This is a genomic window from Actinopolyspora mortivallis DSM 44261 (assembly GCF_000384035.1).
Taxonomy (GTDB): Bacteria; Actinomycetota; Actinomycetes; order Mycobacteriales; family Pseudonocardiaceae; genus Actinopolyspora; species Actinopolyspora mortivallis.
The window spans coordinates 1,555,889-1,580,403 of record NZ_KB913024.1 but is presented as its reverse complement, the minus strand read 5'-3'; the positions used below and the strand labels follow the sequence as shown (position 1 = coordinate 1,580,403).

The following is a 24,515-nucleotide window of genomic DNA, read 5'->3' as shown; positions in this document are numbered from 1 at the left end:
ACCGGGGTTTCGTCCCGGCTAGGATGGCGTCATGTCCGCGCCGTCCCACGGAACCCGGCGCTGGCCGCGCCGGGTCTACGAGGCCGGTACCGACCCCGACCCGCGTTTCTCCTTGGCCAACGAGCGGACCTTCCTCGCCTGGCTGCGTACCGCGATGGCGTTGATGGCCGCCGGGGTCGGGATCGAGATGCTGAACACGGGGGGTCTGCTGCGCACCCCGTTGGTCACCGTGCTGGCGGTGCTGTTGCTGCTCGGCGGAATCGTGGTCAGCGCCGTGGCGTTCACCCGCTGGGCCGTCACCGAACACGCGTTGCGCACCGGACGCTCGCTGCCGCCTCCCCGCCTGGGTGCTTTTCTCGGTTACGGACTCGCCGTGGTGGGACTCGTCGCCGTGGTGCTGCTGCTTCTGTCGGACAGATGAGGCACCTTCCCGTGGACGGACTCACGGCACGCACGGTCGCGGAGCGGAGCGAGGAATGTCCCGAGAGGGCGAAGAACGCCGGGGACCTCCCGGGCTGCCGACCGAGCGCACCGCCCTGGCCTGGTTGCGCACCTGCCTGGCCTTTCTCGGGGGCACCCTGGTGTTGCTCCGGTTGGTGGCCCACACGCGACCGGACCTCGCGGTGGGGGCGGCCTGCGTGCTGCTTCCCACGGCCGGGGTGGCCAGTGGTCTCGCCGTGCGGCGGTACCACGCCGGTAACCGGAAGGTTCCACCGGAGAACCAGTCGCTGCCCGACGGGCGGCTGCCGGCCGTGCTCACGCTACTGGCGATCCTGGTGGCCGCGCTGGGCACACTCCACGTGCTGTTCGGATGAGTCCGCGTGTGCGCACACCAGCCACCGGATGCTTGCCCCGGGACGGGAAGGCTGTGACGCTGGGGACGGAGGCACCCGAGCGGGGTTCCCCCGCGGTGCGAGACCTCCGGACGAGTTGGTTGATCGGCTATGACGGGCACGATTCCGCTGGGACACGTCGCCGGTATCCGTCTCGGCCTGCACTGGAGCGTGGCGGGCATCGTCGGCCTGATCGTGTTCCTGCTCGGCTCCTACTGGCTTCCGAGCACCTTCCCCGGCCATGCCGAGGTCCTCTACTGGCTGGCCGGGGTGGCCGCCGCGGCGCTGCTGGTGGTGTCGATACTGGTACACGAGCTGGCCCATGCGGTGGTGGCCGTGCGCAACGGCGTACCCGTGGACGGGATCACCCTGTGGCTGCTGGGTGGGATGGCTCGGCTGCGCGGAGAGGCGGCCACCCCCCGCAGCGATCTGCTCATAGCCGTGGTCGGCCCCGTGACCAGTGGGGCACTCGCGGTGGTCTTCGCCGGGGTTACCTGGATGCTGGCCCTCGTCCAGGCCGGTGAGCTCACCGTCGCGGTGGCCGGTTACCTGAGCGCGCTGAACCTGGTGGTGGCCGTGTTCAACCTGCTACCGGCCGCCCCGTTGGACGGGGGGCGCGTGCTGCGTGCCGCGCTGTGGTCCCGCACCGGGGACCGCTTCCGGGCCGCGGTCTGGGCCGCGCGTGCCGGTGCGGGGCTGGGGTTCCTGCTCGTCGCCTACGGATTCGTCAGCGTGCTCACTCGGGGGTTCGAGGGTGTCTGGGCGGTGCTCGTGGGGTTCTTCGTCATCCAGGCGGCGGGAGCGGAGAAACAGCAGGCCCGGGTGAGTGCCGCGCTCGCCGGAATCCGGGTCCGTGATCTCCCCGGGTCACGGATCATCCGCGCTGACGCCGACTCGACAGTGTGGTCCGCCTTCGAGTTCGGGGACCCTTCCGGGAACACGGCGCTGGCCGTGACCGGGACGCCGGAGGGGATAGTGACCCCGGAGCAGTTGCGTGCCGTGCCCCTGGCACGACGTACGCACACGAGACTGCGGGAACTCGCCCAACCACTCTCTAAGTTCGACTCCGCCACCTCGGACGAGCCACTCACGGCTCTGCTCGCCCGTCGCGGGAGTTCCACGTCCCGATCGGTGCTGGTCCTCGAGAACGAGCACCCGGTGGGCATGGTGCCGGCGGACCGGATCGAAAGGATCCTTCGGGAACGCCTGGCACGTGCCACCCGACAGAACTCAGCTGTCGGAAACACCGTCCCACCGGATACCGAACCCCCCGCGGACTGGTGGTACCCGGGTCAGGGCGAGCGGAACCGCTGAAACCATTCCCGGAGTTTCCCCACACCCCCACCGAGTGGAACCGTACGGGTCACCGACACCCCGGTCAGGGAATCCCGAAGGTCTCCTCGGTGTCGACGGAGGCGATTCCACGGATTCCCCGGATTCCCACGAAATCCGCCTGCCCCAAGGAACCGGTGATCACTCCGAGCTCTTCGAGTACCTGTTCCACGTGCATCCCGTTGCGGCGTAACTCCTCGGAGACGGTCGCGATGTCCGCCGCGCCCTCGTCGTCGAGAGTGACCACGATCCTGTCGGACACTGCCCTCCTTTCGGGGGTGTGACTTCCCTACCCGCTTCCCGGAGGGGCGGGGCAGGCGGCCGAGTACGTCTCGCACGAAGCGCTCCACCATGCGAATCTCATGTCCTGCGGGGATGCACCAGGGATGTCACAGCGGCGCCTTGACCAGCCCCGCCCCCACGTCCACAGACGGGATCTCGAGACGCTGAGCGGTACGCATCAGCCGCGCCCACAACGCCTCGCCGCTCGCTCCCGTTCGCTGTGCCCACAGCGCCGCGATGCCGGACACGTGTGGCGTGGCCATGCTCGTCCCCGAGATCGTGCGGTAGCGCCGGTCCAACGGCCAGGTGGAGTACACGTCCACCCCCGGGGCGGCGATGTCCACCTGTCCTCCCATGACCTGATTGCTGCGCGCCGAGAAGTTCGCGACGGCGATCCGAGGATCCACGGCCGCCACGGCCATGATGGAGGGGCTGTTCGCGGGAACTCCCACGAAGCCGGGATCCTCCTCCTCGCGGTTCGCGTTGTTTCCGGCGGCGGCGATGATCAACGATCCCCGCGCCAGGGCACGTCGTCCCACCATCTCGTACCGCCAGGAGACGGAACGGACATCGGCCCCCAGGGACATGGAGATGATGCGGCAGTCGTTGCGCACCGCCCAGTTGATCGCGGCGAGGATACCGGTCTCCGAACCGGATCCCTCGTCCCCGAGAACCTTTCCGACCAGGATCTCGGACTCCCCCGCCACCCCGTAACGCCGGCTGCCCGGAGGCTCGGGCGGATGCTGCGGACCGCAGGCCGTACCCGTGCAGTGGGTGCCGTGCCCGTTGCCGTCCTGGGCCCGCTCTCCCTGGACGAAGGACCGTGCGTGCAGCTCACGACCCGCGAAGTCCGGATGGTTGCGATCCACTCCCGTGTCCAGCACGGCCACGCTGATCCCCGCACCGGTCAGTGCGGAACTCGTGACCTCTGTGGCCCGCAGCCCCCAGGTGGCCTCGTCGGTGTCCTCGAACTCGGAGGGAGCGGCACGGACCGTGGACCACGCGCCGTTCGGGACACGCTCGGAGATGCCCGTGGTCGTCGGGCTCCTCTCCAGGGCGTACATGATGCGTTCGGATTCCACCGAGAGAATCCGGGAGTCCCCCTCGGCGGTCTGTCTGAGTCCTCGGGCACGCTCCGGATCGGCCCTGATCACGCCGATTCCGAGATCGGTGAACATCGTCGCCTCGGCACCGGAGGCCTGTTCGACGTCCAAGGCGCCGTGTTCGAAGTCGGTGGTGCTGGCGATGTCGACGGCTCCGCTCAACGAGCGCAACGTCTCGGCCTCGTCGGCCTCCCGGCCGAACACCTCGTCACTGAACACCACGACATACCGTCCTGTCGGGGACTCCCCGTTCTCGTCGGAGTCTCCGGCAGCCCCCTCGCCGGGAAACGGAGCGGAACCGTCCATGATCGCGTCTCTCCTTCGGAACGGCCGGATCGGTGGAAGGATCGGAAAAACACGACCCCATCCGAATCGATCACACTTTTCAGTGCGGAACGGCGGCACACCGAGCTCACGGGAAAATCATGGTCCCGCACGGCACGGTTTCGAGCCGACATGATCCACATCCGGCATCCTAACCCGCACCGGATCCGAGTATCCACCCTCGACGAGATGTTCCGAAAAATTCATTCGCACGAGTTAGCCCACTTTCCGCGAAGACGGAAACTCCGGGAAACCGCTCCGAACCCAAAAAGGAAGAATATTTCACAAAATAAATTCGCATCTCTCCGCCTCTCCAACCAGGGGCGCCCACCCGCATACGAAGCAGGTTCGGGACAATTCCCCACATGGAGGACGTGGAGATCAGCGACGGAAGCATCCGGCTGGGCCAGCTGCTGAAGCTGGCCGGGGTGGTCGAGCACGGCGCCGAGGCCAAGAGCCTGATCCAGGCTGGTGAGGCACGGGTCAACGGCGAGGTCGAGACCCGCCGAGGACGCCAGCTCGTACCGGGAGACGAGGTCTCGTTGTCCGGACGGGAACTACGAGTGACCGCGACACCGGGGGAGACGGGTGGCCCGCGGGTTCCGGGCTGACCCCCGACGTTCCGAACCACGACAGCCACGCGAAAGGAACTCGGACCATGTCCACTCCCGAGATCATCCGCCCGGGTGAGCGGGCCACGGTCTGTCTGCGCCTACCCGGAGGCTGGTTCCACAACAACACCGGCTGGATCCGCGGTGACGACCGCGTGCTGCTGGTGGACACCTGCGCCACGGAGGCACGCACCCGTCACCTGCTCGACAGTGTACGGGCGGAAGCCGGCGACCTTCCGTTGGAGGTCGTCCTCACCCACGCCCACGGGGACCACGCCAACGGCGCCGGACAGGTGGAACGCGCCGGCGGCACCGTCCACGGCACGCCGCGCACGGCCGAGGACGTCCACAGCGGTCCCCACACGCATCCGGAACTGCTCGGGGAACTCGACTGGGGGAACATCGCTCCTCCCGCCCGGATCGAACCGGTTCCCGCCACCCGCACACTGGAGCTGGGCAACGCTCGGGTGAGCCTGCATCCCGTCCCGGGGCGGGCCCACACCGCCGGCGACCTGGTGGTGCACCACGAGCGGGAGGGTGTGCTGTTCGCCGGGGACCTGCTGTTCTCCGGGGTCACCCCGCTGGCCCTACACGGCAGCATCGGCGGGTGGATCGAGGCACTCGACTGGCTGCGTGAGTTCGGAGCGGAGACGCTCGTACCCGGCCACGGCCCGATACCGCCCGTCGGGGAGAAACTGCTCGCCGAACAGCGTGCCTATCTGCGGTGGCTGCTGGAACACACCACCGAGGACGAGCCCGACCACGCCGCACTGGAACTGTGCGCCCGCGAACGCTGGCCGCAGTGGCACGATCCGGAACGCCATGCGGCCAACCTGCGCCTGGCCCACGCGGAGAACCACGGTCACGAGCCGGACGTGACCACGGCGGCCCGGGCCATGCTGAGTTCGGCGGGAGGCCACATCGCCGTCAGCCTCTGAACGGAAACCTCGGCCCTCCCGTGTGACGGGAGAGCGAGTGCCGTCGAGCGGGCGGAGTTCAGGAGATCGTCGTCTCCAGGAAGGTCCGTACCGACTCGGCGACGCGGCGCAGCATCGTCAGCCCGTGCTGCGCCGCCGCGGCGGCCTCCTGCGGGGATTCCGCCACCCACCACAACAGCAGCGCGAACACCAGCAGTGAAAGCAGTCCCCTCAGTGATCTCCCCCTTCTCCCGGTTTCCGGGCCGAACCGAGTGTCCCGGATTCCGGCGGAACTCGCTCGCGCGGAGCGGGGACGTGCGACAGCGACACGCCGGAACGAGCCGGAAGGTTCCCGCATCGTTGTCGAAGCTCTCCGAAGTCCGGGAAACGAACGGCCCGCCCCGTCCCGGCTCGCTCCGCCCGGTTGTCACCACCGACCCGCCTTTTCGTAAAAATCCTTTCGAGTTCCCCTCTTCCGCGAGGACAATGACTCCCCCGGAAGTAGCAACTCGCTCCCTCGGACGTATCAGGGTTCCTTCCCCCGAACGAAACCGACATGACGAGGAGAATTTTCCATTCCGTTCCCGTTCCGGAAACGGTGTTGACTCGCTCTCGACGTATCTCCGAGGATCCCTGCCGGAATTCACGAAATCGGCAACCGAACCGCCGCACGGAGGATTCGCTCATGAGATTCGACGAGTCGAAAGGCCCCGGAAGACCCGACGAGGGTTCCCTCGGGCGAAGGAATTTCCTGAAACTCGGCACGGTGGGTGCGGCGGGACTCGCCGTGGCGGGAACGGCGACGGGAACAGCCGCGGCCTCGACTCGTTCCACGGCCCGGCGGACCGCCGGAACGCTGGCGGTGGACACCCTTCCCGACCCGGCACCGGTGGACCTGAAACAGGGTGGCGGCAAGACCTACCACTCCAGTCCCGGTGACACCCCCTCCTTCTACGTCAGCGACTTCGACGGTCTGAAGAACGCTCTGGAGCAGGCCGGCGACGGCGACATCATCCGTGTCAGGGACGACGCACGGATCGACATGACCGGCGCCGAGAACACCCTGTCCATCGCCTCCGGAGTCATCCTGTCCGGGGGACGTGGCAACAACGGCAGCCTGGGCGGGCTGATCTACACCACCCGGGACCACAACCCGCAGGCGGACGTTCCCCTGCCCATGTTCCAGACCCGGGGTGACCGGGTCCGGTTCACCGGACTGCGCATCCAGGGCCCCCGCCTGGCCAACTACTGGGATCCCGAGGGCAACGTGGGCGACCCTGCCGACCACGAGGAGTACAAGCACTATCTGATCGGTGGAATCCACTTCCTCGGGGACAACTGCCGCGTGGACAACTGCCAGATGTACGGTTTCACGCACGCCGCGATCTCCGTGGGCGCACGGAACTACCCGGTCTCCGCGCGAGTGGATCACAGCAGCATCCACAACAACCCCATGGAGCACTTCGGCTACGGGGTGAACCTGTACAACGGTGAGTCCGTGATCGAGTGGAACTACTTCGACTACAACCGGCACTCGATCGCGGGATTCGGATACGAGAGCAACGGCTACACCGCCCGCTACAACCTGGTGGGGCCTCACCCCATCAGCCACGCCTTCGACATGCACGGGCTGAGCCAGAACAACGGTTCCGGCGAGGTCGCCGGGGGAACGATCAACATTCACCACAACACGTTCCAGTTCACCCACGACGTTCATCCGAACACCAGGCCGCAGGAGGCCGTCGCGATCCGCGGCATACCCGCCGACCGGTGCGACATCAACGAGAACTGGTTCTACCACGACTCGAAACCGGTCGAGGTCAACAAGCAGGGCAACGCCTACCGACAGGAGAACGAGAAGTGGATGCACATGTGGGCCTCGGGCAACCACTTCGGTCGCGGTGAGCCCGCCGCCGGGATCGGGCACCCGCGCTGAGCCCTTCCCCGGACACCCCGGGAGGCCTCGACGCCGTCCCGGGGTGTCCCACCCACCGGAGGCCCCGCACGAAGAGACCGGCCCGCCGAGGTGCTTCAGAGCCGACGCAGTCCCTCCCGGCGCAACGCGGCCAGATCCGGGTAGCCGTCCACGGCCATGAGCAGATCGGCCTCGGCCAACAGGGAACGCGACTGGTGCACCACGCCGTGCTCCCCTCCCACGGCCAGGGCGTAGGCGTAGGGTCTGCCGATCCCGACGGCCGTGGCCCCGAGCGCGAGGGCCTTGACCACGTCGGTTCCGCTGCGCACCCCGGAGTCGAACAGCACGGGCAGCTCCTCGGCGGCCTCGACGATCTCGGGCAGCATCCGCAGCGCGGGGATCCCCCCGTTGGCCTGCCTGCCACCGTGGTTGGAGCAGTGGATTCCGTCGACGCCGTGGTCCCTGGCGCGACGTACGTCGTCGGGATGCTGGATTCCCTTGAGCAGGACGGGCAGGTCGGTGGCCTCGCGAATCCAGTCGAGGTCCTGCCAACCGAGGGAACGGCCGAAGACGTTGACCCATTCCCCCACCACCGAGGAGGGATGCTCCTCGGGAGCCCCCGGAAGACGACAGCGAAAGACCGGGTCACTGGTGTAGTTGGCCAGGCAGTAGCCACGCAGCTGTGGGAAGTTGGCCGTGTTCAGGTCACGGGGGCGCCAGCCGGTCACCCAGGTGTCCACGGTGACGATCAGTGCGCGGTATCCGGCGTTCTCGGCACGGTGGATCAGGCTCAGGGCGAGATCACGGTCGTCTGGGGTGTAGAGCTGGAAGAATCCGGGGGTTTCACCGAGTTCGGTGGCCACCTCCTCCAGCGGGTCCTGGGTGAGGGTGGAGACGGTCAGGGGCACCCCGGTGCGGGCGCAGGCCCGCGCCGTGGCCAGGTCACCGTGGAAGTCCTGGGCACAGATACCCAGCACTCCGACAGGGGACAGGAACAGGGGTGCGGCAGAGTGAGTCCGAACAGCTCGACGGACAGGTCACGGTCATGGGCACCGTTGAGCATCCGCGGCACCAGTCCCCACCGATGGAACTCTGTGACGTTGAGGCGCTGAGTGTGTTCGTCCCCGGCTCCACCGGCCACATAGGAGTGGATCCAGCTGGGAAGCACTTCGGCGGCCTTGCGTTCGAGAGAGGGGAAGTCGACCGGATGCGCCGGGAGTTCTCCCGCGAGTCCGCCCGCGTAGATCTCGGTCTGGTAGTCGCCGTAGCGTGTCATCCTCGTCTGCCCTTCCACGCGAGCCGGCCGGAAACGAAACCCTGTCGGGTTGTTCGGCAGCATAGTAGGGAGTCGGCCGGACGTCTGCCTTCGTGATCCTCGTCCGACACACGGCGCCGGGAGGAAACTCCTCCGAACTCGCGCGTTCGCCTCCGCCACGGACGGAGGCTCCGGAGCGGGGAACCGGTGCTGTCCGGCTCCCCGGGACCACCTCAGTAACCGGCGAACGCGACGGCGCCGATTCGTCCGTCGTGGGGAGCGTGGTGCTGTTGCTGCCATTTCGTGATGCGCAGCACCACCAGCAGGGCCAGTACGGCGGCGGCCACGCTGATCGGGGAAAGGAGCATCCCCGAGACGGTCCAGTCCCGGTACAACCGGGTGACGTCGAGCGGATCCAGCGACCCCACACCCCGTCCGGGTCCGGTGTAGGCCATCTCCTGGATCTTGCTCACCCTGTCCGCGAGGAGATGAGCCCACCACAACAGCCACCACGCCCACAGCAGACCGGTTCCCCGAAACGATCCCCTCGCCCCCTCGCCTCCGGCGGAGACCCGGTTGTCCGGCTGGCTGGCACGCCAGATGTCGGTCACGATCTGCTTCGGAAACCAGAAGTTGACCACCGGAACGATCCATCCGGCGATGAGCCACCCCTTGGCACGGCGCTGCTTGACCGTACCCAGTCGTTCCGCGTTCGCCCGAACCCGGAACAACCACACCAGGAACACGACGGCCGTCGCCAGGAACACCGCGGCGATCAGGCAGAGTGAGACGAACTCGGCGATCTCGAACGGGGTCACGTCGGACGGGTAGATGTCCGAGTCCGGATCCAACAGCCCCTGGTACAGGTGGTAGCCCCACGCCCGCAGTGGAATCTGGAGTGTGAACAGCCCCGCGAGCACCCCCAACAGCCAGGCGGTGGCCAAGCCGAGACCACGGACCTGTTTCAACTCTCCGTTCCGGGGGGTCGAACCGAGGGGAACCGAGTGCGGGACCGCGCCCGTCCGCCCCACGGAGCCGCTCGGAGGCGAACTCGCGGCTCCCGCTGACTGTCCCGGCACCAACCCCGGCCCACCCAACGGGCAGCCGCACCCGGGACACGTCCCCTCCCAGGCCGACACGATCGCACCGCATCTCGAACAGGACACGAACTCTCCCAACACGACACGGGGACAAAAACGCCGTAGAACCTATCCGGCCGGGATCACCTCGGTCACCCGATTTACGGAACGCGGGCAGCGGCCTTCCCCTCCGTGCCCGACACCGGGGGATCGAGAACGGAACCGTCCTGTTGCCGACTCACAAGGGCTTCGCGTCTCTCGCCCCTGTCCTGTTCACCGCGACACCGGTGAACATCGGCTTCTCACGAGCGGGCCAGCACCCCTCCGTCAGCGTGGCCGGCGTCAACGGTAACTCCTCGGGTACGTAGCCACTCGACGGCGAGCACCCCGCCACCGCGCCGGAAAGCCGGACACCACTCCACAGTGCCCGGCTGGCTCAGACGTGCTCCGGAACCACCGTTCCCTCCGCCGGGAAACCGGACCGGGCGCACCGACTTGCCGATGTCCCCGGGGGACTGGCGTGTTCACGCCACGAAGGTCCCGACCGGGGAAGAACGTGTGATCATGGAGCACATGCAGAAAAGAATAAAGAGATTCATGGCCACTCTGGGGGTTTTCGCGGCGGCCGGGGCCATGAGCGTCACCGTCGCTCCCGCCGCCACGGCATCCACCGACACCACCACGGCACTGCCCACCTGCACGAAGGTGTTCCAGTACCTTCCGGCTTCCTCCGGCGACTCGTGGGACTGCCTGCTCTCCCAGGGGATCTCCAACAACGCCGTGCGCGCCCTGCAGGTGTCCCTGAACGAGTGCAACGGCCAGAGCCTGGCCGAGGACGGCATCTACGGACCGGCGACACGCTCCGCCGTGATGGATGTCCAGCGTTCGGCCGGGATCGCCGTGGACGGCGTGTACGGGCCGAACACGCGGAAGAACATGCTCTGGCTGACCGCCACCGGCTGCAACCCGCGGGACTGGTGAGACGGGCCCGCTGCGGAGGATCCCTCTCGGACCGTGTCGAACACGGGAGTCAACGTTCACCGAACCGCTGATTCCGACCGTTGGGACTCCGTGCCTCCGGTGCGGAAACGGGCTGTTCCCGCTTCCGCACCGGTGTGTTCGGCGGAGTGATACACCGTCTGTCCCGCTGGTCCGCTCACCGGGGCGCTCGGGGACGCGGTTGGGACAGTTCCACCGCCTCGGCCACCGCCCGGGCCCCGGCGGCGCCGGGATGCGGACCGTCCCCGCTGTCGTACTAGGAAGTGAGGGTGCCGCCGAGCACCCGTACTCCGTGTGCGTGGGCACGGCGAACCAGACGCTCGTATCCGCGGACGAGTTGCTCGGCCGTGGCGTCCTCGGAGACGTCGTTGATGCCCTCCAGCGGGATCACCGTCTCCACACCGCTCCGGCCGAACACCTCCCGGTCCACCCTGTCGAGCCCGGCGACTCCGGGGTAGGGATTGCCGGCCCGTTCGGTCAACAACCGGTTGCCGCTGATTCCCATCCAACAGCTGATCGTGTCGTGGTGCTCGCCACCGAACCGCTGCGGGTGGGCAGGGCCACCGTTGCGTTTCGGACGCCTCCCATACTGGTCAGCACCGCGTTGCGCACGGTCTGTCCCCGCAGTCCCTTCCCGGCGGGGCAGTCGGAACCGGGCACCTCCTCCCCTCGAACCGGGCTGGCCGCCCAGTCGGCCACACATCAGGGATGACCACCGGAGGACTCGTTTCCGGCCGTCACGACCGGCGCCGGCACCAGCATCACGGCCAGGGCCGTGACCAGGACGAACGGGGACAGTGAGCGGTGTTCCCGGGACAGGAGCGGATTCCGCGTTCGCGTCATGAGATCCCTCTGTCGTGATCGACTGCTGGAAAGCGCATCCCAGCACCCGGCCACATCCACCGACAAGGCGATCTTCCCGAAAGGAGCAACGGCTCCCCGGGACACCCACTCCGGCGAGGCCGAGCCCCCCGCCGTGGGTGATGCACGAACGCCCACATGGCGAGTTCCGTCGTTCGGACCGTCGAGGTGGGAAAAGCGCTCGGAGGGAACCACACGACTCGGTGTTTCACGGACTCGCCGGGCGAGATCCTTGTTCGCACGCTCCGCCGGTACTACCCACGACAAGGCGGACGGCGCGGTCGTCGAGGACGGTTCATCGAACACACGGCGGGAGGCGGGAGTGCCGCCAGGGCGGGGAACAGCAACCTCCGGGGAACACCCACCCGAAATCCGGGATGATTCCGCACCCGGCCACGTCACCCACGAGTGCCCCTCCGGTCGGATCCCGATGGTCACGAGCCACCACGAAACGGTCTCGCAGACGATTCCCCAACGCTGCGGTTTCCTGCCGGCACCGCCTCCTCCGTGGCTTCCCCCCGACCCCGGTCCGTTAGTGGGCCGGGACGCGGAACTCGCCACGCTCGACCAGTGGCGGGAGACCACGTCGGGGCCGCTGCTCGCCGTGGTCAGCGGCCCCGACGGGATCGGGAAAACAGCGCTGGCCCTGCGCTGGTCGCACCGACGGCGAGCTCACTTCCCCGACGGGCGGTTGTTCGTCGAAGGCCACGGCCCCTGTCCGGACACTCCGCGCCCGGCGGCCGAGATCCTCGGAAGTCTGCTGTGTGCCCTGGGGGTCCCGCCCAGCGGGATACCGCCGGACGTCGGGGAACGGCTGCGACGCTATCGCTGCCTGACCGAGGGAAGGTCCCTGGTCGTGCTCGTGGACAACGCCGCCTCCGCAGCCCAGGTGCGCCCCCTGCTGCCCCGTTCCCCCGACGCAGCCCTGTTGGTCACCAGTACGGAGCGGCTGAGCGGACTGGCCCACGACGGAGCACGCTTCCTCGAACCGTCCCCTCTGGACGATCGGGAAAGTCTGCGCGTGCTCTCCGGTACCCTCGGGCAACACTTCCCACCGAAGCATCCCGAAACGCCCGGCGAACAGACGGTGCCGGGCGGCGGCCTTCCCCTGGCCCTGGCCGTGCTCGCCGGTTGGCCGGACGAACGGCCACCGTGGAGTGCGGAAGAACGCCGGACCGCACTCCCACACGTGGAGGGCAACCGCTCCACCTCCGAGGATCGGTGGGCGGAACACCACGTGACCGCCGTTCTCGACCTTCGTCATCGACGGCTCTCCGCCGGAGCGGCGGCACTCCACCGGATCCTGTCCCGACATCCCGGGACCGGCCTTCCCACGGAACTGGTACGGCACCTGGCCGAACTCACCGGAATAGATCACTGCCCGGCTCTGGAGGAACTCACTCGCGCGCATCTGCTCGAGCACACCGGAGAGCGCTACCGGTTCCACGAGCGTGTGCTCACCCACACCCGGGCCATCGACGAGCACGCCGCCACCACCGGGCCCCGCACGGAAACCCTGTGGCACATCGTGTGCTGGTACCTGACTCGCGCCACCGAAGCCGACCTGGTCCTCACCCCGCGACGTCGGCGGTTCGGTCCCTCCCACGCACCGAGCTCGCGAAACCCCGAGCGCTGCGGGGCTGCCGAGGCACTCGCGTGGTTCGACCGTGAACACGCCAACCTCACCGCCGTGCTCCACGTGGCCCACCGGTGGGGATGGCAGCAGCAGGTCTGGCAGTTGTGCGAGGCGCTCGGAGGTTTTCTCGATCACCGGCGGTACCACCGCGCCCGGATCGCCACGCACCGCATCGGTGTCGCGGCGGCGAACGGGGTCGGCCACTCCCGAGCCGAAGCACGCCTGCGTTGTCGTCTCGGTGCCGCCCACCTCGAACTCGGACACTTCCGGAGAGTGCTCGACGTCTGCACCCCGGCGCTGCGGCTGGCCGAGTCCGCGTTCGACCGCGCCGGCATCTCCACGGCCCTGTCCCACCTCGCCGAGGCCGCCCACGGTGGTGGGGACCATGAGCTGGCCCTGCACTACGTCCGCCGGGCTCTACGCCTGAACGAGAACACCGGCGACCGGCACGGCATCGCCCTGTGCCACCGACGCATCGGCGTGCTGCTCTCCGAAACGGGGCACTACGCCGAAGCCGCCACCAGCCTGGACCGGGCACTCACCCTGTTGAACGAGCTCGATGAGCACCCCGGACGTGCCCGTGTCCTGATCGAACGAGGGAAGCTGCACCTGCGCCGTGGTGAGTTCGTCGGTGCCGAGACCTGTCTGACCGAGGCGTTGGCGGCGGCGCGGGAGTCGGGCTCGTCCACCTCCCAGGTCGAGGCACTCGGTGAACTGGGGGAACTCGCCGCGCTGCGGGGAGAGCCCGCAACGGCGTGGCGACACCGGGACCGAACGGAGCAGCCGCAGGAGGACTCCTCCCCTACCGCTGCGGAGCGGAGACCCCCAAACGGGAACGAGCTCGCCCGTGGCCCCGCGGACACGTCCTGGCGAAGCGAACGGAGGTACGGCTGAGCCAGCCCCGATCCGTCCCGTGTACTCCGGACGGAACCTCCCTCCACCGAGGCGGGTGGGCTTGCTCCCGACTTCCGGATACCGCCGTTCCACCGTGCGGAACGCGCCGGCACCTTAGGCAGGCACAACGGAACGACCGTCGGGAGAAACCAGCCGGACAGTGAGGTCTCCACCCTCCACGGTGCTGTTCGGGGGATTGCGAAACCCGCCCGTCACCCTTGTTATCGGTGAGGACGAAACACCCCTGGGAAGAAGAAATCGACACCACCGTGAGGTAGCACCCATGGCACAGGTGGACATGACGGAAATCTTCGGCGAAGGGTGGTGCGTGACGCTCACCCGAAGATCCCCCACGGAGACGTTGCACATGATGGGAGTGGAGCCGCGACGACAGCGGCCCGTGACAGTGGAGGAAGTGACCGCACGTCGGGACAGGATCGTCGACTACGAGGTGCCGGTCACCCTGCTGGCCCGCTCTCTCGGCAACGTCTGGTCCCTGGTTCTGGAACTGGAGGGATACTCCGGCTGGGTGGGAACCGCACCCGAGGTGCTCGAAACACTGTCCTCGGAGGGCGGACTGGCCGGTTCGGCGATGTATCTGCCCGACGAGCAGGAGGTGCTCTGCGCGCGGGACGGGAACGTGGCGGTGGGTGTCGACCCGCGCACCGGACGGCTGTGGGGCGGAAAGGCGGACACGTTCAGGCCGATGCTGAACGAAGCGGGGCTCGGCCGCGACGGCGACGGCTCCTGGCGACCGGGACTGGACGAGCTGTCGACGGCCCAGCGTGCCGTGCTGGCCCTGGAAACCGTGCTCGGGGTACGACTCGAACAGTCCATGTTGGAAGGACCATGGCGCGGGGGGCTCTCCTCGCGCTGAACGCGCTCCGGCTGTCCCTCGGGTACCCGGCCCGTACGGGTACCCACCCTCCCTGGACGTCCCGCCGGACCGAGGCGACACCACCGGCGAACGGGTTCGTTCACCGGTCCACCCGCACCACCACGCGGAGGGTACGAGGCCCGTGCACGCCCTCCACCCGGTCCAGCTCGATGTCCGAGGTGGCCGAAGGGCCGCTGATCATGGTGATCGGGCGCGTGGGTTCCAGTTCGGCCACCGCCTCCGGTATCCCGGCCACCACCGAGGACAGCTCCACCACGCACACGTGCAGATCCGGAACCAGGGTCAACGCTCGTCTGCCCTGGTCGGACGAGGCGTCCAGGAACACCGTTCCGGTCTCGGCGCAGGTCACCGCCGAGGAGGTGAGCACCCCGTCCACCTCGTCCAAGGCGCGCACCGAGAACTCACCGGAGTCGACCTCGACGCTGCCGGAGAACTCGGCCAACCAGGAACGATCCAGTCCCGGTGGCACCACGATCCGACGCGCGTCGGACAGCGCCGCGGCCACGGTGGTCGCGGTCTCCTCCGCACGGCACCGGTACACCCCGGCGCCGTACTCGGTGAGCCGGTCCACCACCATGTCCAGTCGCCGCTGGTCGGAAAGACCGCGTTCCCTCCGGTAGTCGCGGGGGATCTCCACCGGTCGGGGCGGAGCCGCCGCCAGCGCCTCGCGAACCCGTCCCAGCACCACGTCCCGTGCGTTCACCACTCACCTCGCTCCGCCTCACGGCGTGCCCGCGCCATCGCGGCACGTCCTTGCTCGGACTCCCACCACTCCCGGAACGTCTCACGCGGAGGGACGGGAAGATCGCGCGCCGAGGTCCACGCGGCGAACGGCGGGGGCAGTGCCGTGATCCGCCCGTCGGAGCCACCCAGTACCCGCCCCAGTCGGGAGGCGCGCTGCGCTTTGGTGAAACGTGTGGCCGAGGACATGGCCAGCGAGGCCGCCCGCATCATCGCCGCCTCGGCGGTGTATCGGCTCCGTTCCACGTGCTGGTGCCGCAGCTCCACCAGCAACGACGGGATGTCGATCTTGACCGGGCACACGTCGTAACACGCCCCGCACAGGCTGGAGGCGTACGGCAGGGAGGCGTTCGGGTCGTCGCGGGTCTCGTGCATCCCCGCCAGCTGCGGGGTGAGAACCGCCCCGATCGGCCCGGGATAGGTCGAGCCGTAGGCCTTGCCGCCGGTGCGTTCGTAGACCGGGCAGACGTTCAGGCACGCCGAGCAACGGATGCACCGCAGTGCCTCCCGTCCCACACCGTCGGCCAGGGTGGCGCTGCGTCCGTTGTCCAACAGCACCAGGTGGAACTCCCGCGGTCCGTCCCCGGCGGTGACACCCGTCCACATCGAGGTGTAGGGGTTCATCCGTTCTCCGGTGGAGGAGCGGGGCAACAGCTGGAGGAAGACCTCCAGGTCGGCGAAGCTCGGGACCAGCTTCTCGATTCCCATCACCGTGACGAGCGTCTCCGGCATGGTCAGACACATGCGCCCGTTGCCCTCGGACTCCACCACGCTCAGGGTGCCCGTGTCGGCGATCCCGAAGTTCGCCCCGGACACGGCCACCCGAGCGTCCATGAACTTGGCACGTAGGTACTTCCGCGCCTGTTCGGCCAGACTTCGTGGGTCGTCGTCGAGATCGGGATCCACGCCGGGCATCTCGCGCAGGAAGATGTCGCGGATCTCGGCACGGTTGCGGTGGATGGCCGGCACCAGGATGTGCGAGGGGCGGTCCCCGCCCAGTTGGACGATCAACTCCGCCAGGTCGGTCTCCACCGCGGAGATGCCCTCCGCCGCCAGGTGCTCGTTGAGTCCGATCTCCTGGGTGGCCATCGACTTGACCTTCAACACCTCGTCGGCCCCCCTGTCGGCGACCAGACGGGTGACGATCTCGTTGGCCTCGACCGCGTCGCGGGCCCAGTGCACCACGCCCCCGCGTTCGGTCACCGCGCTCTCGAAGCGTTCCAGCAGTTCGGGCAGCCGTGCCAGCGCGTCGGCCTTGATCGCGGCACCGGCCGAACGCAGCCGCTCCCAGTCGGGGACCTCCTCGACCATCCGGGCACGCTTGTCCCGGATGGTCCCGGTGGCCTTGCCCAGGTTGCGGCGCTGCTGGGAGTCCTCCAGCGCTGCGTGCGCCGCCGACGGGAAGGGGCGCTGCCCACGCAGGTATCCGGTGTCCCGGGGGGCACGAGGGGGTGGACCGGGAAGTCCCAGGAAGGCACGGCTCATACGATGACCTCCGGTTCGGCGAGGACGTGTTGCTCGGTGGAGGCCAGGATCTGCGCCAGGTGCACCGTACCCACGCCGGTGCGCAGCCTGGACAGTCCACCACCGATGTGCATCAGACAGGAGGAGTCGCCGGCACAGCAGAACTCGGCGTCGGTGGCGGTGATGTTGCGCATCTTGTCCGCGAGCATGGCCGTGGAGGTCTCGCTGTTCTTGAGCGCGAAGGTACCGCCGAAACCGCAGCACTGCTCGGCCTCGGGCAGTGTCACGAGGTCGAGGGCGCGGACCTGCCGGAGCAGCCGCAGAGGCTTGTCCCCGACGCGCAGCATCCGCAGCGAATGACACGTGGGGTGGTAGGTCACCCGGTGCGGGAAGTAGGCGCCGACGTCGGTGACCCCGAGCACGTCGACGAGGAACTCGGCCAGCTCGTAGGTCTTGCCCCCGGCCCGTCCCGCCCGCTCACGCAGTGCCGGTGTGCCGTGGTGCTCGGCGACGGTTCCGTGCTGGTGTCGGACCGAACCCACGCAGGAACCGGAGGGGGCGACCACGGCGTCGATCGACTCGTCGGCGAAGTCGGCCGCGTAGTTACGCACCAGCGGCAGCGCGTCGGCCTGGTAGCCGGTGTTGACGTGCATCTGCCCGCAACAGGTCTGCCCCGGAGGGAACACCACCTCCTGGCCGAGCCTGGTGAGCAGGATCGCGGTGGCTTTGACCGCCTCCGGGAACAGGGAGTCCCCCAGACAGGTGGCGAACAGTGCGACGCGCATCTCCGAGCCTCCCTCTGTGGTCTGACCACACCTCGGCTACCCTAGCGCGGACGGCTCCACCGGGGAAAGCGGGGGAACAGCCCTGTCCCGAGTGTGCGGGAGGACCAACACCGGAGCAGCGGGAACAGCACGCTCTCCGCCGATAGACTCACCCCTATGACCTCCGTGGCTCCGCGTGCTTGGGAACGGGTGCTCGCGCGTATCGAGTCCGATCTGCGCGACGGCAGGATCTCCCCCGGACAACGGATCCCCGGCGAACGCGCCCTGGCCAGTGACCTCAACGTGGGGCGTTCCTCGGTGCGCGAGGCGATGCGTGTACTGGAGGCCCTGGGTGTGCTGCGGGCCCAGACCGGCTCCGGCCCCGACTCCGGAGCGATCATCCTCACCCGGCCCACCGGCGGAATGAGCGCGCTGATGCGTCTGCAGGTGGCGGGACAGGGGTTCCCCGTCGCCGACGTGGTTCGCACCAGGGAGGTGTTGGAACGCTCGGCGGTGTCCGAACTGGCCTCCCGAGAGAGGACGGACCTGTCCGAGATCGACGAGCTGCTCGACGCGATGGAGAACAGGGATCTGTCCAGGGAGGAGTTCCTCGCGCTCGACGCCCAGTTCCACCTGAACCTGGCCGATGCCGCGGGCAACCGAGTGATCACGGCGATGATGAGCGGGCTGCGGGACTCCGTCGAGACCTACACCGGGCGGATCGCCGCCGCGTTGGAGTCGTGGGAGGAGACCGCCGACCGGCTGCGCGCCGAGCACCGGGGGATCACCGAAGCGGTGCGTCGGGGTGAACCGGCGTTGGCCGAGGAACGCGTGACCGCCCACATCCGCGGCTACTACGCCGAGGCGAGCCCGGAAGGATGAGTTCGCGCCGAGGGGTGGGGCGCCCGAACTGGGCGAGACCGTGCACGCGACCGTGCGCTCCCAGAGGAGGTGCACCCGTTCGACGCCGAGGGCGGGAGACGTCTGCACCGCTGACCGGAGCGGACTGCCGAGTGGGAGGTGACAGGTGGGCTCGCGCGGGGCCGTGGGGCACTTCGCGCGGCCACACCGGGCAACGCGCTTCTGCGGGTTTCAGCCCGAGCCCGGTGTGCTGGCCCGCACGACCACCTCACCGGAGAAGCGGCGGATCCGTGTCTGTTGGGCTGGTTCGTCGAGCAGGAAGTCCAGGGCCTGCTCTCCCAGTCGCTCCAGCGGGATCCGCACGGTGGTCAGCGAAGGCCACACGTCTCGCAGGCTGGCGATGTCGTCGAAACCGGCCACGGCCAGCTCCTCCGGAAGCCGTATTCCGCGGTCTCGGAACGCCGACAACGCTCCCACGGCCATGACGTCGTTGACCGCGAACACGCAGGATGCCCCGCTGCCCCGGTCGAGCAGTTCGGAGGCGGCCGCGTAGCCACCGTCCCGGGTGAAGGCACCGTGGACGACGTCCTGGGAAGCCAGGTCGACTCCACCGGCCCGCAGTCCCTCACGGAAACCGGTGAACCTGTCCCGCGCCGTGAGCAGGTCCGTGGGACCGGCCAGCACCGCGAAGTGCCGGTATCCCAGTCCGAGCAGCCGTTCGGCCAGGGAGCGCGCAGCCGCACGGTTCTCCACCACGACGGTGTCGGTGGGCAGTTTGTGCTGGCCGACCGCGGAAACCCTCCCCCCTGTGGCGGTGTAGGCCGCGATCTCCGCGCGCAGTTCCTCCAGTTGTCGGCGGTCGGTGGTGCGGCTGCCGACGAGCACGATGCCCCGTGCCTGCTGTCGACGCATCGAGGCCACGTACTCCGCCTCACGTTCGTGGCGGCGTTCCGTGCTGGCCAGGTTGATGATCAGGCCGTGGGGCTCGGCGGCGCGGACGATGCTGGCGGCTATGGTGGAGAAGTAGGGGTCGGCGATGTCCGGGACGACCAGCCCGACCACGTCGGTTCCGCCGCGGGCCATAGCCTGCGCCGGTGCACTGGGTGAGTAGTCCAGTTCGGACGCGGCCCGGCGCACCCGTTCCCGCAGTTCGTCGCCGACGCTGCGTGTGCTGCCGTTGAGCACCCGCGAGGCGGTGGCCAGCGAGACTCCGGCCCGACGTGCCACATCGATCAGATTCACTTTGCCGGACCCGCGTGGCATCCGTCCTCCCTGCCTGCGAAGTGGCTCGTAGTAGGACGTCGGTGCCTCGGTCGCGGAGGTCTCCCACCGGCGCCGCCACGGGCGTCCGCGTCTTCCGGCCCGAGGAGGTTTCTCGGCACCGCCACGTCGAGCACAACGACCTCGGCACCCGGACGACCGTACTCGACGAGGCACCGATAGTACCTTCCACCGGGCTCTCGTGGTGGCTGTCCGTGCGTTCCTTGCGCCCGGCAGGCGCAACGGCCTAGCATGTGGAAAGCGTTTTCCACACCTCGTCGAGACTTCGTGTCGCACACCGTCCGACTCCCCCACGTACGGTCCGGGGTCGCACGCGAGCTGGGTGCCACGAGCCAGTCGGTGCGCCGTTTCGAACCGAGGAGAGATCGCCGTCGATGACTGCGGGCCGAATCCAGGGTGCACGGTCGGGCGTAGCGACCGGAACGAACTCCTTGACAGTGTCGCACGTCACACGGATACTTCCACGCCATTGGTAAGCGCTTACCAAACACGGCTCCGGCCGTTGACGAAGTCGCCCCCTGGCACGGAGAGCACCATGACGAGCCGATTACTCTCCCCATCACGGGCAAGACACGTGTTCGCCGTCCTGTCCGTCGCGACACTGACAGCCCTGGGAGTCTCCGTTCCCGCCCAGGCAAGCCCGGAGAACGAACGACCGCACCGGAAAACGTCCGCCGCCCCCATGGAAACCCACCGGGAGTGCGGCACCGGGTCCTTCCAGGCCGAGGTGTTCTCGGACTCGGGAACCTGGACCGCGCGCAACGGCACCGAGGTGGTCCACCACGGTCCGGGGATGCGCGTGGCGATCCAAGCCGCCGTGGACAGCCTCACACCGGGACGACAGCACAAGGAGCGGGTGGTCGTCCGTGACTCGGGGACCATGCGTGCCGACCGCTCGATCGACCTGCCCAGCCACACCGTGCTGGACGTGTGCGGAACCATCGACGTGACCGGTCAGGCCACCGGGAACAACGCGGTGATCCGGGGCCGACACGTCACCGGCGTGGAGGTGCCCCATCTCAGTGTGACCGGATCCCCCTGGTTCGGGGTCTTCTTCCGCAACGTCAGCGACGTCCATCTCGGCCGGATCGACCTGCGACTGTCCGGGGGACTGGGAATCCGGGTGGACAACCACGCCGACCGCGACCGGCCCACCACCGACGTGCGCATCGACGACGTCCACGTCGCGGGCACCGACAACCACGGGGTGGAGACCTACGGCGTGGACGGTCTGACGATCGGCACCGTGACGGCCAGAGACGTCGCCTACTCGGGACTGCTGCTCAACGACACCACCAACGCCACGGTGGGAACCGTGGACGCCGAGAACACGGGCGCGGGAACCGGCTACGCGGCCTTCCGGATGGCCAACCGGAACGGGCGGATAAACGGCTCCTATCCGACCAATATTCACGTGGGAGAGGTGATCGCCCGCGGGGGCGGTCGCGGAGTGTTCTGCGTCTCGGAAAGCGGCGGGGTCGTGATCGACCGGGTCGACATCGCCGACACCGGCAACAACGCCGTTCTCGTGGAGAACTGCTACAACGTGGAAATAGCCGCGAACGGGGGGCGGGTCTCCGGGCCGGGGACGATCCGGCTGGCGGCCCGGGCGGAATTTCCGCTCACCAGGGACGTGACCATTCACAATCTGACGGTCACGGACTCGGAGATCGTGGAAAGACCCTGTGGACGAAACATCACCGTCGCCGACAACACCCTGGTGAACACACCGCTCAGGGTGTGCTGAGACCTCCACGGGATCTCCACCGGAGACAGCGGACGGCCCCGACCGGACCCGCCCTCGGGGCCGTCGCCGGTGAGAAGAAGCTATCGTCCACAAAGTACTGATCATGAAACGGCGCCCCACGGGACGGAGACGCTCTTTCCCGCGCAGGTGCGAAGCGTTTTCGTGAAAATCGCCACCCGCACACCGGTGATCTCGCACACGGAAACCACCGCTCCCGCTCGACACAATACCCGGGAAACATCCGGAAACATGACGCGTATCTCTTCATCGCGTTTTCAACGAATATTTACCGAGCACAGAAAGGTGACACACGACAAGGTGTGATGTGCGCCGTTTCCGGGGTCCGGCGACATATATTCGGGTAATAATGGGGAGAGCGAACGGACGAAAGATCAACACTTCGGACACCCCGAGAAAAGCATCGGAGGTCGGGTGCTTCCCGCCGATACGCTCTCGACGCGAGACTCCTGGTCGGCCGTACTGACACGACTGCTGAGAACGCTTCTTCCCGCCTGGCTCCTGCGGATGCTGCGCCCCTCTCCCATCTCCGTGGACGGGAGCCGTATCGGGGCGGCGGCCCTGGGGGTGGGTCTTCCCCCCGCCGTCGGTATGGCGACGGCCAACCTCGGCGAGGCCGTGCTGGTCTCCCTGGGAGGCCTGTGTATCACCTTCTCCGACCCCATCGGCTCCTACCACTACCGGCTGCGTCGCGTCGGCCTGACCGTGCTGCTGGGAGGCTTCGGTTTCGCCGCGGGCCTGCTCGCTCCCTCCCTCTGGACGGGCGCCCTGGTTGTGGTGGGTGTCTCCGTGCTGTCCGTGCTGTCCAGCCGCCTGGGTGACCTGTGGGGAGCGGCGGGGGCACAGATGTTGACCTTCTGCATCGTGGCCACCGGAACCCCTCTGGAGAACACCCCCGCCGGCGAGCAGATCGCCTGGTTCCTCGGCGGGGAACTGCTCACCTTCGGGCTGATCGCAACCACCTGGCCGTTCCGTCGCACCACCCCAGCCCGCCGAGCGGTGGCCCGGGTTTTCGAGTCCACGGCACGCATGCTCGAAGCCCCGTGTGAAGGCACCCGCACCGAACAACGACGTGTGCTGACCCGGGCGTTGAACGAGGCCCACGACATCCTGATCACGGTCACGGCGGGAGCCACGGCACGCAGCAGGATCCACGACAGGCTCTACATGGCACTCACCCACGCCACACCGGTGGTGGAGACCTCGGTGGCCCTGGCGCACCGGGCCACACCGGTGCCCGCCTCCCTGTTGGAGAACATGCGCGGCCTGGCGACGTGCCTGCGCACCGGATCCCTTCCCCCACCGCACACCCCGGCGACCGGGAGAACCCACTCCGCCACCCTGCGGGCCCTCGACCAGGAGCTCGCGGAGCTCACCGACTCACTGCGGAGTGCGAAGCTGGCCGAACCGACCAGGCTCGACACCACGAGGGGACGTCGTGCACGTTTCCGGATCTGGCGGGAGGGACTCGCCATAGGCCGAACCGGCTGGTTGCTGGCGATCCGTATGGCCCTGTGCCTGACCGTGGCCGAGGCGGTCGGTCTGGCTTTGCCTCTGGAACAACCGTACTGGGTCGCCCTGACGGTCGCCCTCGTGCTCAAGCCGAACTCGGGCTCGTTGTTCGCCCGTACCATGCTGCGTGGCATCGGCAGCGTGCTCGGAGTGGCGCTGGCCGTGTTGCTGTTGGCCGGACCCGCTCACGGATGGGGCATGTTGCCGTTCACGTTGCTGCTGGCCGCCCTGGTTCCCGACACGTTGAGCCGGAACTACGGGCTGTTCACCGGCGTGGTCACCTGTCTGGTGCTGCTGAAGATGAACCAGGTGGAGTCGATCCCCGACCTTCCCACCGTGCGTCTGGTGGACTCGCTGCTCGGGTGCGGCATCGTGCTGGTGGTCTGCCTCGTGCTGTCCCCGTTGTTCCGGCGTGCGCCTTTGGAACGGGGGATCGCCGCGTGTCTGAACACCGTGGCGGAGTACGTGTCGCGGTCCCTGTCGGGGGTGACGAGGGACCGCTCCGCGCTGCGCCGCCGCAGCTACCGTGAGCTGGCCGAGTTGCGTGCCACACTGCGCCAGCGGCTGGTGGAGCCGGCACCGGCCAGCAGGACGGCGGAGCGCTGGTGGCCCTCGATCGTCGTGCTCGAACGACTCGTCGACGAAGCGACGGCACGGGCGGTACACCTCGAACGAGGTGGCGGCGAGACCAACCCGCAACACACCCAGCTGCTCGTGTCCGGCCTGCGTTCGCTGGCCCGGCAACTGCGCAGCGAGGAAACCACGGAGTCCTGCCTGTCCCCCGAGCGAACGGCCGAGCGGCTCACCGAGCTCGAGGCCGGGATCAACGAGGCCCCGGAGCTCTCACCGAGCGCGGGGAACCGGGGAGTCGAACTCGTCGGGAGGTGAAGCCCCGGCCGAACCCGACCGGGGTGTCGTCGGCATCCGGCCTTTCGCGAAGCGTGTCGCCGTGCGGCTTCCCGCTCGACGAACGGAGCACGCCGCGGGAGGCGCTTTTCGGTGGGACTCGGCCACCTCGTCGAACCGGGTACTCCCTGTCCGCGTCGAGGATGATCCTTTCAGCGGAATCCTCCCCGAAAAGACGAACAATTGTCATGAATTTGCTCGTACATTCCGGTGAACCCGATTAACATCGGCTCCGGATGCCCGAGATCGAGCAGGCGGTGGACGAGGAACACCACCCGAACC

General features: G+C 68.3%; 22 protein-coding genes and 1 pseudogene. 12 read left to right on the top strand and 11 right to left on the bottom strand.

Annotated features, from left to right (window positions below):
* Positions 1-31: 31 nt before the first annotated feature.
* The 3 genes from ACTMO_RS0107630 to ACTMO_RS0107620 all read left to right on the top strand — a co-directional run bounded on the left by ACTMO_RS0107630 (position 32) and on the right by ACTMO_RS0107620 (position 2,147).
* Positions 32-421, top strand: coding sequence for a YidH family protein (locus ACTMO_RS0107630; protein WP_019854087.1), 390 nt, complete (start codon positions 32-34; stop codon positions 419-421).
* 55 nt (positions 422-476) lie between these two features.
* The gene (locus ACTMO_RS0107625) at positions 477-815 is read left to right on the top strand and encodes a DUF202 domain-containing protein (RefSeq protein ID WP_019854086.1); all 339 of its coding nucleotides are present in this window, start codon (positions 477-479) and stop codon (positions 813-815) included.
* A 129-nt stretch (positions 816-944) separates the two neighbouring features.
* Positions 945-2,147, top strand: coding sequence for a site-2 protease family protein (locus ACTMO_RS0107620; protein WP_019854085.1), 1,203 nt, complete (start codon positions 945-947; stop codon positions 2,145-2,147).
* Positions 2,148-2,211: 64 nt separating this feature from the next.
* Here the strand turns inward: ACTMO_RS0107620 and ACTMO_RS0107615 are convergent, their stop codons facing one another.
* Positions 2,212-2,427 (bottom strand): hypothetical protein, encoded by a 216-nt coding sequence (locus ACTMO_RS0107615; protein WP_019854084.1) that lies wholly within the window; start codon positions 2,425-2,427, stop codon positions 2,212-2,214.
* A 127-nt stretch (positions 2,428-2,554) separates the two neighbouring features.
* Positions 2,555-3,856, bottom strand: a complete 1,302-nt coding sequence (locus ACTMO_RS0107610) for a S8 family serine peptidase (RefSeq protein WP_019854083.1) — start codon at positions 3,854-3,856, stop codon at positions 2,555-2,557.
* Between the two features lie 383 nt (positions 3,857-4,239).
* On the opposite strand from ACTMO_RS0107610, the gene ACTMO_RS0107605 reads away from it, so the two are divergent.
* Both ACTMO_RS0107605 and ACTMO_RS0107600 read left to right on the top strand, forming a co-directional pair.
* Positions 4,240-4,485: an RNA-binding S4 domain-containing protein gene (locus tag ACTMO_RS0107605; RefSeq protein ID WP_019854082.1), complete on the top strand. Its 246-nt coding sequence runs from the start codon at positions 4,240-4,242 to the stop codon at positions 4,483-4,485.
* Positions 4,486-4,532: 47 nt separating this feature from the next.
* Complete coding sequence (locus ACTMO_RS0107600; RefSeq protein ID WP_019854081.1) at positions 4,533-5,423, top strand: MBL fold metallo-hydrolase; 891 nt, start codon at positions 4,533-4,535, stop codon at positions 5,421-5,423.
* A 58-nt stretch (positions 5,424-5,481) separates the two neighbouring features.
* Here the strand turns inward: ACTMO_RS0107600 and ACTMO_RS23880 are convergent, their stop codons facing one another.
* A complete protein-coding gene (locus ACTMO_RS23880; protein ID WP_281167486.1) occupies positions 5,482-5,613 on the bottom strand; it encodes a hypothetical protein in 132 nt (43 codons plus the stop codon).
* Between the two features lie 474 nt (positions 5,614-6,087).
* Between ACTMO_RS23880 and ACTMO_RS0107590 the strand changes: the two genes are divergently transcribed.
* Positions 6,088-7,338: a hypothetical protein gene (locus ACTMO_RS0107590; protein WP_019854079.1), complete on the top strand. Its 1,251-nt coding sequence runs from the start codon at positions 6,088-6,090 to the stop codon at positions 7,336-7,338.
* A 95-nt stretch (positions 7,339-7,433) separates the two neighbouring features.
* On the opposite strand, the pseudogene ACTMO_RS21690 reads toward ACTMO_RS0107590, so the two are convergent.
* Both ACTMO_RS21690 and ACTMO_RS21960 read right to left on the bottom strand, forming a co-directional pair.
* A pseudogene (locus tag ACTMO_RS21690) lies at positions 7,434-8,593 on the bottom strand (alpha-hydroxy-acid oxidizing protein).
* Between the two features lie 212 nt (positions 8,594-8,805).
* Entirely contained in the window at positions 8,806-9,540 is a 735-nt protein-coding gene (locus ACTMO_RS21960) for a DUF4328 domain-containing protein (RefSeq protein ID WP_169509051.1), read from the bottom strand.
* A gap of 684 nt (positions 9,541-10,224) precedes the next feature.
* Between ACTMO_RS21960 and ACTMO_RS21955 the strand changes: the two genes are divergently transcribed.
* Positions 10,225-10,632 (top strand): peptidoglycan-binding domain-containing protein, encoded by a 408-nt coding sequence (locus ACTMO_RS21955; RefSeq protein WP_245556073.1) that lies wholly within the window; start codon positions 10,225-10,227, stop codon positions 10,630-10,632.
* A 274-nt stretch (positions 10,633-10,906) separates the two neighbouring features.
* On the opposite strand, the gene ACTMO_RS0107570 is transcribed toward ACTMO_RS21955, so the two are convergent.
* Together ACTMO_RS0107570 and ACTMO_RS22885 are read right to left on the bottom strand one after the other, a co-directional pair.
* The gene (locus ACTMO_RS0107570) at positions 10,907-11,155 is read right to left on the bottom strand and encodes an SGNH/GDSL hydrolase family protein (protein WP_019854076.1); all 249 of its coding nucleotides are present in this window, start codon (positions 11,153-11,155) and stop codon (positions 10,907-10,909) included.
* 197 nt (positions 11,156-11,352) lie between these two features.
* Positions 11,353-11,493, bottom strand: a complete 141-nt coding sequence (locus tag ACTMO_RS22885; RefSeq protein WP_019854075.1) for a hypothetical protein — start codon at positions 11,491-11,493, stop codon at positions 11,353-11,355.
* Between the two features lie 448 nt (positions 11,494-11,941).
* On the opposite strand from ACTMO_RS22885, the gene ACTMO_RS20670 reads away from it, so the two are divergent.
* Both ACTMO_RS20670 and ACTMO_RS0107550 read left to right on the top strand, forming a co-directional pair.
* A complete protein-coding gene (locus ACTMO_RS20670; protein ID WP_157062832.1) occupies positions 11,942-14,041 on the top strand; it encodes a tetratricopeptide repeat protein in 2,100 nt (699 codons plus the stop codon).
* 283 nt (positions 14,042-14,324) lie between these two features.
* Entirely contained in the window at positions 14,325-14,918 is a 594-nt protein-coding gene (locus tag ACTMO_RS0107550; protein ID WP_019854073.1) for a DUF6461 domain-containing protein, read from the top strand.
* A gap of 100 nt (positions 14,919-15,018) precedes the next feature.
* On the opposite strand, the gene ACTMO_RS0107545 is transcribed toward ACTMO_RS0107550, so the two are convergent.
* The 3 genes from ACTMO_RS0107545 to ACTMO_RS0107535 are packed head-to-tail and all read right to left on the bottom strand — an operon-like array spanning position 15,019 to position 17,929.
* The gene (locus ACTMO_RS0107545) at positions 15,019-15,642 is read right to left on the bottom strand and encodes a LutC/YkgG family protein (protein WP_019854072.1); all 624 of its coding nucleotides are present in this window, start codon (positions 15,640-15,642) and stop codon (positions 15,019-15,021) included.
* Positions 15,639-17,165, bottom strand: a complete 1,527-nt coding sequence (locus tag ACTMO_RS0107540; protein ID WP_019854071.1) for a lactate utilization protein B — start codon at positions 17,163-17,165, stop codon at positions 15,639-15,641. The genes ACTMO_RS0107545 and ACTMO_RS0107540 overlap by 4 nt, the downstream gene beginning before the upstream one ends.
* Positions 17,162-17,929 (bottom strand): (Fe-S)-binding protein, encoded by a 768-nt coding sequence (locus ACTMO_RS0107535; RefSeq protein WP_019854070.1) that lies wholly within the window; start codon positions 17,927-17,929, stop codon positions 17,162-17,164. The genes ACTMO_RS0107540 and ACTMO_RS0107535 overlap by 4 nt, the downstream gene beginning before the upstream one ends.
* A 156-nt stretch (positions 17,930-18,085) precedes the next feature.
* Between ACTMO_RS0107535 and ACTMO_RS0107530 the strand changes: the two genes are divergently transcribed.
* The gene (locus tag ACTMO_RS0107530; protein WP_019854069.1) at positions 18,086-18,790 is read left to right on the top strand and encodes a FadR/GntR family transcriptional regulator; all 705 of its coding nucleotides are present in this window, start codon (positions 18,086-18,088) and stop codon (positions 18,788-18,790) included.
* Positions 18,791-19,000: 210 nt separating this feature from the next.
* Here ACTMO_RS0107530 and ACTMO_RS0107525 read toward each other — a convergent pair whose 3' ends face one another.
* Complete coding sequence (locus tag ACTMO_RS0107525) at positions 19,001-20,032, bottom strand: LacI family DNA-binding transcriptional regulator (protein WP_019854068.1); 1,032 nt, start codon at positions 20,030-20,032, stop codon at positions 19,001-19,003.
* A gap of 553 nt (positions 20,033-20,585) precedes the next feature.
* Between ACTMO_RS0107525 and ACTMO_RS0107520 the strand changes: the two genes are divergently transcribed.
* Positions 20,586-21,797 carry a right-handed parallel beta-helix repeat-containing protein gene (locus ACTMO_RS0107520; protein WP_051099040.1) on the top strand — a complete coding sequence of 404 codons (1,212 nt, stop codon included), beginning with the start codon at positions 20,586-20,588 and terminating at the stop codon, positions 21,795-21,797.
* 432 nt (positions 21,798-22,229) lie between these two features.
* Positions 22,230-24,215, top strand: coding sequence for an FUSC family protein (locus ACTMO_RS0107515; protein ID WP_019854066.1), 1,986 nt, complete (start codon positions 22,230-22,232; stop codon positions 24,213-24,215).
* The last annotated feature ends 300 nt before the right edge of the window (positions 24,216-24,515 follow it).

Excerpts from the sequence above, each read along its gene's own strand:
- ACTMO_RS0107530 (WP_019854069.1), top strand. The coding sequence starts at position 18,086 with ATGACCTCCGTGGCTCCGCGTGCTTGGGAACGGGTGCTCGCGCGTATC.
- ACTMO_RS0107620 (WP_019854085.1), top strand. The coding sequence starts at position 945 with ATGACGGGCACGATTCCGCTGGGACACGTCGCCGGTATCCGTCTCGGC.
- ACTMO_RS0107605 (WP_019854082.1), top strand. The coding sequence starts at position 4,240 with ATGGAGGACGTGGAGATCAGCGACGGAAGCATCCGGCTGGGCCAGCTG.
- ACTMO_RS20670 (WP_157062832.1), top strand. The coding sequence starts at position 11,942 with ATGGTCACGAGCCACCACGAAACGGTCTCGCAGACGATTCCCCAACGC.
- ACTMO_RS0107610 (WP_019854083.1), bottom strand. The coding sequence starts at position 3,856 with ATGGACGGTTCCGCTCCGTTTCCCGGCGAGGGGGCTGCCGGAGACTCC.
- ACTMO_RS0107600 (WP_019854081.1), top strand. The coding sequence starts at position 4,533 with ATGTCCACTCCCGAGATCATCCGCCCGGGTGAGCGGGCCACGGTCTGT.
- ACTMO_RS0107520 (WP_051099040.1), top strand. The coding sequence starts at position 20,586 with ATGACGAGCCGATTACTCTCCCCATCACGGGCAAGACACGTGTTCGCC.
- ACTMO_RS21955 (WP_245556073.1), top strand. The coding sequence starts at position 10,225 with ATGCAGAAAAGAATAAAGAGATTCATGGCCACTCTGGGGGTTTTCGCG.
- ACTMO_RS0107570 (WP_019854076.1), bottom strand. The coding sequence starts at position 11,155 with ATGGGAATCAGCGGCAACCGGTTGTTGACCGAACGGGCCGGCAATCCC.
- ACTMO_RS0107630 (WP_019854087.1), top strand. The coding sequence starts at position 32 with ATGTCCGCGCCGTCCCACGGAACCCGGCGCTGGCCGCGCCGGGTCTAC.
- ACTMO_RS0107550 (WP_019854073.1), top strand. The coding sequence starts at position 14,325 with ATGGCACAGGTGGACATGACGGAAATCTTCGGCGAAGGGTGGTGCGTG.
- ACTMO_RS0107625 (WP_019854086.1), top strand. The coding sequence starts at position 477 with ATGTCCCGAGAGGGCGAAGAACGCCGGGGACCTCCCGGGCTGCCGACC.
- ACTMO_RS22885 (WP_019854075.1), bottom strand. The coding sequence starts at position 11,493 with ATGACGCGAACGCGGAATCCGCTCCTGTCCCGGGAACACCGCTCACTG.
- ACTMO_RS0107590 (WP_019854079.1), top strand. The coding sequence starts at position 6,088 with ATGAGATTCGACGAGTCGAAAGGCCCCGGAAGACCCGACGAGGGTTCC.
- ACTMO_RS0107540 (WP_019854071.1), bottom strand. The coding sequence starts at position 17,165 with ATGAGCCGTGCCTTCCTGGGACTTCCCGGTCCACCCCCTCGTGCCCCC.
- ACTMO_RS0107535 (WP_019854070.1), bottom strand. The coding sequence starts at position 17,929 with ATGCGCGTCGCACTGTTCGCCACCTGTCTGGGGGACTCCCTGTTCCCG.
- ACTMO_RS0107525 (WP_019854068.1), bottom strand. The coding sequence starts at position 20,032 with ATGCCACGCGGGTCCGGCAAAGTGAATCTGATCGATGTGGCACGTCGG.